This is a genomic window from Terrimonas ginsenosidimutans, from assembly GCF_022012415.1.
Classification (GTDB): domain Bacteria; phylum Bacteroidota; class Bacteroidia; order Chitinophagales; family Chitinophagaceae; genus Terrimonas_A; species Terrimonas_A ginsenosidimutans.
Genome location: NZ_JAKLTR010000039.1, coordinates 1 through 8584, shown reverse-complemented (window position 1 = coordinate 8584; position 8584 = coordinate 1). Strand labels below are relative to the sequence as shown.

At 44.3% G+C, this 8584-nt stretch carries 8 protein-coding genes; 4 read left to right on the top strand and 4 right to left on the bottom strand.

The window, feature by feature from the left end; translation table 11 throughout:
* Window positions 1-180: 180 nt before the first annotated feature.
* Together LZZ85_RS28035 and LZZ85_RS28030 are read left to right on the top strand one after the other, a co-directional pair.
* Window positions 181-1452: a transglutaminase-like domain-containing protein gene (locus LZZ85_RS28035; RefSeq protein ID WP_237877427.1), complete on the top strand. Its 1272-nt coding sequence runs from the start codon at window positions 181-183 to the stop codon at window positions 1450-1452.
* Window positions 1453-1540: 88 nt separating this feature from the next.
* Window positions 1541-1897: a DUF2200 domain-containing protein gene (locus LZZ85_RS28030; protein WP_237877424.1), complete on the top strand. Its 357-nt coding sequence runs from the start codon at window positions 1541-1543 to the stop codon at window positions 1895-1897.
* Between the two features lie 7 nt (window positions 1898-1904).
* Here the strand turns inward: LZZ85_RS28030 and LZZ85_RS28025 are convergent, their stop codons facing one another.
* From LZZ85_RS28025 to LZZ85_RS28015, 3 genes are all read right to left on the bottom strand, one after another.
* Entirely contained in the window at window positions 1905-2801 is an 897-nt protein-coding gene (locus LZZ85_RS28025) for a helix-turn-helix domain-containing protein (RefSeq protein ID WP_237877422.1), read from the bottom strand.
* A gap of 67 nt (window positions 2802-2868) precedes the next feature.
* The gene (locus tag LZZ85_RS28020) at window positions 2869-3873 is read right to left on the bottom strand and encodes an aldo/keto reductase (RefSeq protein WP_237877420.1); all 1005 of its coding nucleotides are present in this window, start codon (window positions 3871-3873) and stop codon (window positions 2869-2871) included.
* A gap of 412 nt (window positions 3874-4285) precedes the next feature.
* Complete coding sequence (locus LZZ85_RS28015) at window positions 4286-5515, bottom strand: serine hydrolase domain-containing protein (RefSeq protein WP_237877418.1); 1230 nt, start codon at window positions 5513-5515, stop codon at window positions 4286-4288.
* A 221-nt stretch (window positions 5516-5736) separates the two neighbouring features.
* Between LZZ85_RS28015 and LZZ85_RS28010 the strand changes: the two genes are divergently transcribed.
* Window positions 5737-6852, top strand: coding sequence for a sensor histidine kinase (locus LZZ85_RS28010; RefSeq protein WP_237877415.1), 1116 nt, complete (start codon window positions 5737-5739; stop codon window positions 6850-6852).
* Window positions 6827-7570, top strand: a complete 744-nt coding sequence (locus LZZ85_RS28005; RefSeq protein ID WP_237877413.1) for a LytR/AlgR family response regulator transcription factor — start codon at window positions 6827-6829, stop codon at window positions 7568-7570. Before LZZ85_RS28010 ends, LZZ85_RS28005 begins: the two co-directional genes overlap by 26 nt.
* On the opposite strand, the gene LZZ85_RS28000 is transcribed toward LZZ85_RS28005, so the two are convergent.
* Window positions 7525-7914, bottom strand: coding sequence for an SRPBCC domain-containing protein (locus LZZ85_RS28000; protein ID WP_237877411.1), 390 nt, complete (start codon window positions 7912-7914; stop codon window positions 7525-7527). The genes LZZ85_RS28005 and LZZ85_RS28000 overlap by 46 nt on opposite strands.
* Window positions 7915-8584 lie beyond the last annotated feature (670 nt).

Genomic DNA, 8584 nt, shown 5'->3' with positions numbered 1-8584 from the left:
TTTACGCCATCAAGCTTTCTAACCTGACCAATGTCTTAAAATCTGCGGCAACCTATACCTGGCAAACCCCAGGATGTCTCCGCAAGCAGTACCACTTCAACATTCAACCTTCAATAAATTCATATCTTGCCGCGAAATCCATCACAGGATAACACATCTCCTCACTAAAAGACGTTTTGCATGCGGCTCAATCGCGTTATAGTTATTCTGCTATTATCTACGCTTATTCTTACTGCACTGAACTGGTATGCCAGGAAAAAATTGCCTGATAGCTATGCCGTGCAGTTATCATACAATGAACTCTATCTCGATCAGGAAGTATTGCATATCAAAAGTGCTCAAAGCAGCGAACAAAACCTGGTCATGGAACTTGCCGGTGATACAGCCGGTCTTTCGTCCAACCTCAGTCCGTCACATTTCACAGACAATTCAACGCTTTCGTTCACGCCAAACGATCATGAGCAGTTATTCTGGATAAAACAAAAAGGAAGAATTGATTCCATTCATTTCTCCGTTAACTTCTCCGGAGTTAGTGCTTACAAGGCCGCAGGAAATAGCCTGGGAAGCAACTTTGAACTGAACAGTTCCTCATTGGTGTTCTCAGAAGCCAGATTGAGCAGTCACCATGACTGGGCATTTGACTTTGCCTATATTAAACCACAGAAACGGGAAATGCTTGTGTATCTGGCCGACAGCGTCGGGATTGACGCTGATGATCAGGGATTGGAAATATTGAGAAAGATCTACGCGCATCTGATGCCGGTCGTTCAACCTAACCTGGGCGTTCCCGCAGATTCGGTATCCGGTAAAACTCCGCTTGAATTGCTGGGTTTATTGAAAGCGCGAAAAGTAAAAGTCTGGTGTGGTAATATTTCGACATTGCTTGGAGCGATGACGGATGCTGCGGGTCTTTCAACGCGACTGATCTCTACAGAAGGGTATGGGTCGTTTTCATACCCTGTTCATGCGTTCAATGAAGTATACCTGCCGGAATACGGAAGCTGGGCATATACAGATCCGACGAATGGGATAGCATTTATCGGAACCGCAGATAAGCCGCTCAATACGATCGGGCTGAACCGGATCCTAAGGTCGGGTATCAGCACAGAACACCTCAATGCAGTTACGTTCAAAGATTCCATCCGGTCGCTCAGTCTTGATAGTTTTCCTGCAATATTTAAAAGTTATTTTGCCGCGCCTCAGCGTTTCCGTTTCTATTATCCCCGGTATCTGCAAGAGCAAAGTGATCTTTCTGTCGGAAGCCGGATCAGGAAATTTTTACGCCCTTCATACAATTTCGCATTCTATAGCGATGATGTGCATTACGGAACCGGAAGTTTTTGGCTTCGTGCTATCACCGGATATTTACTGATAGGAGCGGTGTTCATTGGTTTGTTCCTGCTGGGGGTAAAGCTAGGCAGTATCGGCAAAACAAAACGAAGCGACCAGTAGTAAACGTTATGTCTCCCGGATTTATTCCTTTTGTCCTGCCCGGGTATTGTCGGGTTTTTATTATTTTTAATGACCTTAAAACGTCATAGTGAATAATAAAAATAATGAACGGGTTTATCGTATGTCTTTTGCAAGCGTATACCCTCACTATATTCAGAAAGCGGAGAAGAAAGGCCGTACAAAAGAAGAGGTGGATCAGATCATATACTGGCTTACAGGATATAATGCAAAAACACTGCAAAAGCATATCGATGATAGAACCGACTTCGAGAACTTTTTTGCACAGGCAAAATTAAACCCGAATGTGTCAAAGATCACTGGAGTGATCTGTGGGTACAGGGTGGAAGAGATTGAAGATAAGGTGATACAACAGGTTCGCTATCTCGATAAACTGATCGATGAGTTAGCAAAGGGAAAGGCGATGGAGAAGATCCTCCGGCCTTAGTGCAAATTCAACTGAATGACTGCCGGAATTCCAGGGGAGACATCTCCGTTTTCTTTTTGAATAATGTACTGAATGATTGTGCGTGTTCAAACCCCAATGCATAAGCGATCTCACTGACCGATAAATTTGTCATGGATAGCTGTTGCTTTGCTTTCTCGATCAGCTTTTCGTGGATATGCTGTTGTGTATTCTGTCCGGTATGCACACGCAAAAGATCGCTCAGGTAGTTAGGGGAGAGGTTCATTTGCTGAGCAATATATTGCACCGTTAACAACCCTTTCTGGCTGGATGGATTTTCATTGAAGTAATCATCCACCAGTTTTTCAAACCTGATCAACAGGTTATGATTGCTGTTTTTCCGCGTAATGAACTGACGCTCGTAAAACCGGTTGGAATAATTGAGTAAAGATTCAATCTGGGATAAGATGATTCCCTGCGTGTGTTTGTCGATATGCTGACATTCTTTATCAATCTTTTTCAATATGGTGATCAGATCATCTTCCTCTTCGGCAGACAGATGAAGCGCTTCATTGACTGCATAAGAAAAAAAACCATAAGACGAAATCGTGTTCGCCAAAGGATGGTTCAATAAGAAATCGGGATGAAAGATTAGCAGGAAACCCGAGCCGCATTCCATGTTCTGTACGTCAAGATACTGCACCTGGTTAGGTGCAGTAAAACTCAAGACGCCTTTATCATAATCGTAATGCTGCTGTCCGTACCGGATCTTACCTTTCGCATCCCGTTTTAAAGCGACACAGTAGAACCGGTTGACAAATCCTTTCCAGACATCATCTTCGAGGAAGAAACTCTCCTTCAGATCGATCACACTGACAAGCGGATGCCTCGGTTCAGGCAGGGAAAGCAGGCGGTGAAATTCGGAAACAGACTTAATGGAATTCATAACACATCATTTAATCTTTTAAGATCACTGAGATCATTTAACGGTATGAAGAAGTTCTATGACAAACTTAGTCGATAAGACCCATGCTGAACTCATCATACGGCTTACCGGTATCAGTACCCAAAGGTACAATACTTTCCAGTTCAGACAGATCCTTCTCGCTAAGCCTGATGCCCGCGGCCGCTATATTCTGTTCTACATATTTTCTGCGCTTGGTTCCGGGGATCGGCAGTATTCCTTTACTCAGGATCCAGGCGAGTGCCAATTGCGATGAGGTAATGTTTTTCTCAGCGGCCATCGATTCAATCGCTTTGACCAGTTCGATGTTCTTGTGAAAATGCGTTTCCTGGAATCTTGGGATACCTCTGCGGAAATCATTTTCGGGGAGATCATCAATGCTGCGGATATCACCCGATAAAAAACCCCTGCCCAGCGGCGAATACGCCACAAACCCGATCCCAAGTTCTTTCAGCGTCTGTAAAACTCCCCGTTCTTCCACTGTTCGTTCGAATAAAGAATACTCACTTTGAACCGCCGTGATCGGATGAACAGCATGTGCCCTTTTCACGGTTTCGGAAGAAACTTCTGACAGGCCCAGATATCCAACTTTTCCTTCCTTCACCAGTTCGCTCATTGCCTGAACGGTTTCTTCGACAGGTGTATTTTTGTCAAGACGGTGCAGGTAATACAGGTCTATATAATCTGTGTTCAGGTTTTTCAGTGAACGTTCTAAAGACTTCTTTACATATTCTTTCCTTCCGTTGATCGCCCAGGTGACCTTATTGTTGTCGTCAATTTCCCATCCGAATTTTGTGGCAATAATATACTTGTTGCGATTGCCGCTGATCGCTTTTGCGATCAGTTGCTCATTCTTCAGCGGGCCGTACAGATCGGCCGTATCTAAGAAGTTGCCGCCTAATTCAAGCGAACGGTGAATGGTGGCGATTGCTTCCTGTTCGTCCGCGGGGCCATACATGTTGCCTTCTTCAAAACCGGTCATGCCCATACATCCAAGACCGATTGGGGGTACCGTAAGACCCTGACTGCCCAGTTTTATTTTTTCTGTTATCATGTGATGATTTTAATAGGGCAAAGGTCGGGTGGAGGGGATTTGCCGGCGTATGCAAATCCCTGAAGGTTGTATGCAAATCAGGGATGAGCTAAATAATACGATGGCCGATGACCGATGACCGATGGCCGATGGCCGATGACCGATGACCGATGGCCGATGGCCGATGGCCGATGGCCGATGGCCGATGACCGATGGCCGAAGCGATCTGTTAGACGCAATAACTTACGCCCACCAGCATCAATAGCTTCAATCCCAATGTGGTCATCTGCCATCTGCCATTTTCCATCGGCCATCGGTCATCGGCCATTTGCCATTTGCCATCGGCCATCGGTCATCGGCCATCGGTCATCGGCCATCTGCCATCGGCCATCGGTCATCGGCCATCGGCCATCGAAATACCGAAGCAATAACACTACTGGTTGCCGGTTTTCTCCTGCTTTAATTGTGCCGCATATTTCCAGAGCTCGTGGTAGATCCCGAAATAATATTTCAAGAGGTCTTTTTCACTCAGCGACGTGTTCGTAAATAAGATAACGCCGACCTCTTTGCTAAGGTCTGAAAGCATCTCTGTTTTTACTCCGGGGTCTGTTCCTCCATAGCCAAGTTTGGTCCCTCCATCTTTAGTAGCCCAAAACAGCCCGGAGTTGAGTTTGGCTGGATTCACATTCTCCGGCTTGTTGGCAGGAGTGAACTGGAGTCGCTGCATGGTATCAATGGAGGATTGCTTTAAAATACGTTTCCCGCCATAAGCTCCTTTGTTCAACAGGGCGATAAAATACTTCGATAGTTCCTCAACAGAGGTACGGATGCCTCCATCAGGATAGGTGGGAACACCGTAGAGGGGGATCTGTTTTAAACTGTCTCCCTGCTTATCATACAAACGCGAGTGCTTTTCCTGGTTGATCTGTGAAAGCAGCCATCCAGTGTCTTTCATTTTAAGCGGTTTAAAGATCACTTTTTTACTGTACTCATTTAACGACATACCGGTAACCCTTTCTACGATATAACCCGCCAGTCCCACAGCGATATTGCAATATTCACGGTAGGTGCCAGGCTTATGGGGCAGAAAATTATTTTTTGAATAACGTGATCCCTCCGGTTCAAAATAACTTTGCAAAAAATCGCCGAGACCAACCGGACTGTCGCCTCCGTAATAATAAGAATCAGTATAGGTGGGTTCGTGATCATTGATCCCAGACGTATGGGTACTGATACTTCTCAGCGTGATCCTTTCGTTGGGAAAATAAGGATTGACCACTTTGAAAGGAAGGTAGGTATTAATATCTGCGTCCAGCGATAGCAAGCCTTCCTCCACAGCTTTCATGACACAAACACCGGTAAAGGTTTTCGAAATAGACGCGACATACATGATGGTTTTAGGGGTAAAGGGGATCTTTTTATCCTTATCGGCGTATCCATAGCCTTTGCTCCAAACGACTTTATTGTTGATAATGATGGACGCGCCCATGCCCACCATCCCGGATGCACTCATGTTCTCCCTGAAAAGACTATCGATCGATGCTGCGGTATATTTTTTTTCCTGTGCAGCAGCCATGGTCGTAAGAAGATTCAATGTCCATAAAAGGCAGGCGGTAACTACTTGTTTTCCACGGATCGTGTTTTTGTAATGGAGTTGTCTCATAACTGTTTTCATTTGTATGATCGTTCTCTTTATGCAGGCTTTATTCGCAAATATGCGGAATAGGCCTTTGCGCGAGACTGACTGTCGATGTATTGGCGTTTGCCGTCGATAGATACCTTTTTTGCACCTGCATCTACGTCTTTGGGCTATATAGATGAGACAGACGCCTATCTGTCGACCATTGATAAAACCAGCTGATCATAATCGTATATTTGGTTGTTATGCCGTTAATAGAGAGGATCGTATACTTCAGCTCACGACACAGAGTGCTAAGCCACATTTTGTTCTGGTTGGTTGTTTCCATAATTTTCCTCAACCGGTATACGATAGAGGAATATCAGGAGATCGATAAGATCATTTACAGGCATTGTTATTACATGTCGTTTATGATGGTTGCTTCCTATTTTGTAGCTTACCTGATCATCCCGAAACTGCTTTCTGCAAAGAATTATTATTTAATAGCTTTTTACGCGTTATTCGGTAGCTATTTGATCTGCGTCTGTTCCCGTTTGGCCGTTGTCTACATATTGGAACCCCTGATACGCCAGCCACCTTTCGGACAGGAATCCCTCTGGGAGATCATGACTGATCTTCCGAAACTATTTTTGCATTATTTCGCACAGGCTTTTTCGACGGCCTGGCTGTTTGCCTTTATCAAGCTGATCAAAGGACAGTACCTTATTCAGCAGCGCAGTTTGCGCCTCGAAAAAGAACAGGCACAGGCTGAGCTCAAGGCACTGAAGGCTCAACTCAACCCTCATTTCCTGTTCAATACCTTAAACAATATCTATTCGCTGTCGCTGATGAATTCACCCATAACATCTAGGTCGATCGCAGGCCTTTCGGAGATACTGGATCATGTATTGTACCGTTGCAATAGCGCCTCTGTTCCCCTGGCGGCAGAAATCAAACTCATCGAAAACTACCTGGAGCTGGAAAAGTTGAGATATAGTGACAGGCTCCGGTTGACTTTCGTCCATCAAATAGACGAAGATCTGGATATCGCTCCTTTATTGCTTTTATCACTGGTGGAAAATGCCTTTAAACATGGGGCTGGAGAAAATATCGGAACGCCATTCATAGCGATCAGGCTTGCATTGCAGGAGGGGGAATTTCACTTTAGTGTAATAAATAGTTTTGTGCCTGACAGTAAAATAAGCGAGGATAATCGTATTGGCCTGAATAATATCCGGAAACAACTTCAACTCATTTACGGCAACGGTCATGACCTGGTTGTCCTGGAAAAGGATGATTGCTTTGTTGTTGAATTGTATATTAATTTACGAAAGGACTTTAAACGGAATTATAACAATGAAAGTAAAGTGTCTCATAGTTGATGACGAACCGCTGGCGATCCAGTTAATTCAAAATCACCTGTCCCAGCTGGATGCTTTTGAAGTGGTTGCCACCTGTCCAAACGCGGTGGAAGCATTGAACGTTTTAAGATCAATGCCCGTTGATCTGTTGTTTCTGGATATTAAAATGCCCAGGATCACTGGTCTGGATTTTCTGAAGACCTTGCAGCAGCCCCCGGCGGTGATCATCACTACGGCCTATAGGGAGTATGCTATAGAGGGATATGATCTTGACCTGATCGATTACCTGCTAAAGCCCATTACCTTTGAACGTTTTCTCAAAGCTACAGAACGCTACCTGCAGCGGATGACAGCTATTACACAGGTTGAAACGGGAGCACAGGGAGATTTTATCAATATACGGGCAGACCGTAAATTCCATCGTCTTGATCTTAATGAGATCATTTGGGTGGAAAGTGTGAAAGATTATATTGTCATTCACCTGCACGACAGACAAATAACTGCCAAGTACAAGATCGGCGACTTTGAATCGCTGTTACCTGCGACCTCTTTTCTGCGCATCCATCGTTCTTTTATCGTCAACATAAACAAAATACAAGCCTTTACATTTAGCGAAATTGAAATAGGAGGCAAGCAGATCCCCATCGGGACAAATTATAGAGATGATGTGATGGTGAAATTGCAGATTGCGACTCAAAATCCCTCTTCCTCAAAAAAATCGGCTAAACCGCCAAGATAATATTCCGTAATTCCTTCCGTAAACTCTTTATACTCTTCTTCAGGAATATTGGTCTGCACAAACTCCAATGACGTACCCTTTTTATCCGGATGTAATTTGATGGTTACGATCGATGGTTCATTGTCTTCGCCAAAATACCATTGCTGTACAATCTTCTTTTCTGGTTCAAATTCAAGATTCTTACCTACAATATCGCCATCCCAAAAAGAAAATTCAGTTCCTGCTTCTTCTTCAAACTCTACTTCTGCACCAGTCCAAAGTTTGATGCTTTGCGGTTTTGTTAAGCTTAAATAAACATCCTCCGGAGGTGCTGGTAAGAGTATATACTTTTTAAATGTTTTCATTGTTTTGATTTTATTGCCTGTTGAATAGCGTTGGATAGCCCTCTGTTAGTGTAAGAACTCTTTAGCCGGATTGGATGACAACGATACTGCCGGATAGTCCTTTCTGTGACCAACTGCAAGATAACGACAACAACATCTGTCTGGGCATTTTTTATACTTAAGTTCTATTTGGAGGGTATAATCAGATTTCTTCGCAGGGAGATATAATTGCGGCGCTTGGGCATAGTCAAAACGGGGGATTGCGTAGCCAAAGTCAGGAAAGGGATACATTGCTTGATTGTATGCGCTGAAACGCAAGCAGTGATCATAAAAATAGTGATCGCAGTACAATGGAAGTGCGTACGTAAGGAAGATGGGATGCAACCGCATATTCGTTCCTGCCTCAAAGAACTATTTAGTTTAGTAGAAGCAGATCTTTTCCTGATTAACCAGTATCATTCTTATAACATTATTTCAATATAGAGAACTTCCCCGGCCGGGCAATGTCATCAAGTTGAGGAATCTTCATTTTTTCGGGTAGTGCGTGAAGTCAGGGTGGCGTAAGGGCCCCTCTAAATCTCTCCCTTCAGGCTACCGTGTACCCATAAGTATTTGACTGGCGTAAAGGAACGCGGCGATACGCGACGTACGCAGCGAAAACAGCCATAGCAGACTTTGTATTCGCCGCGCC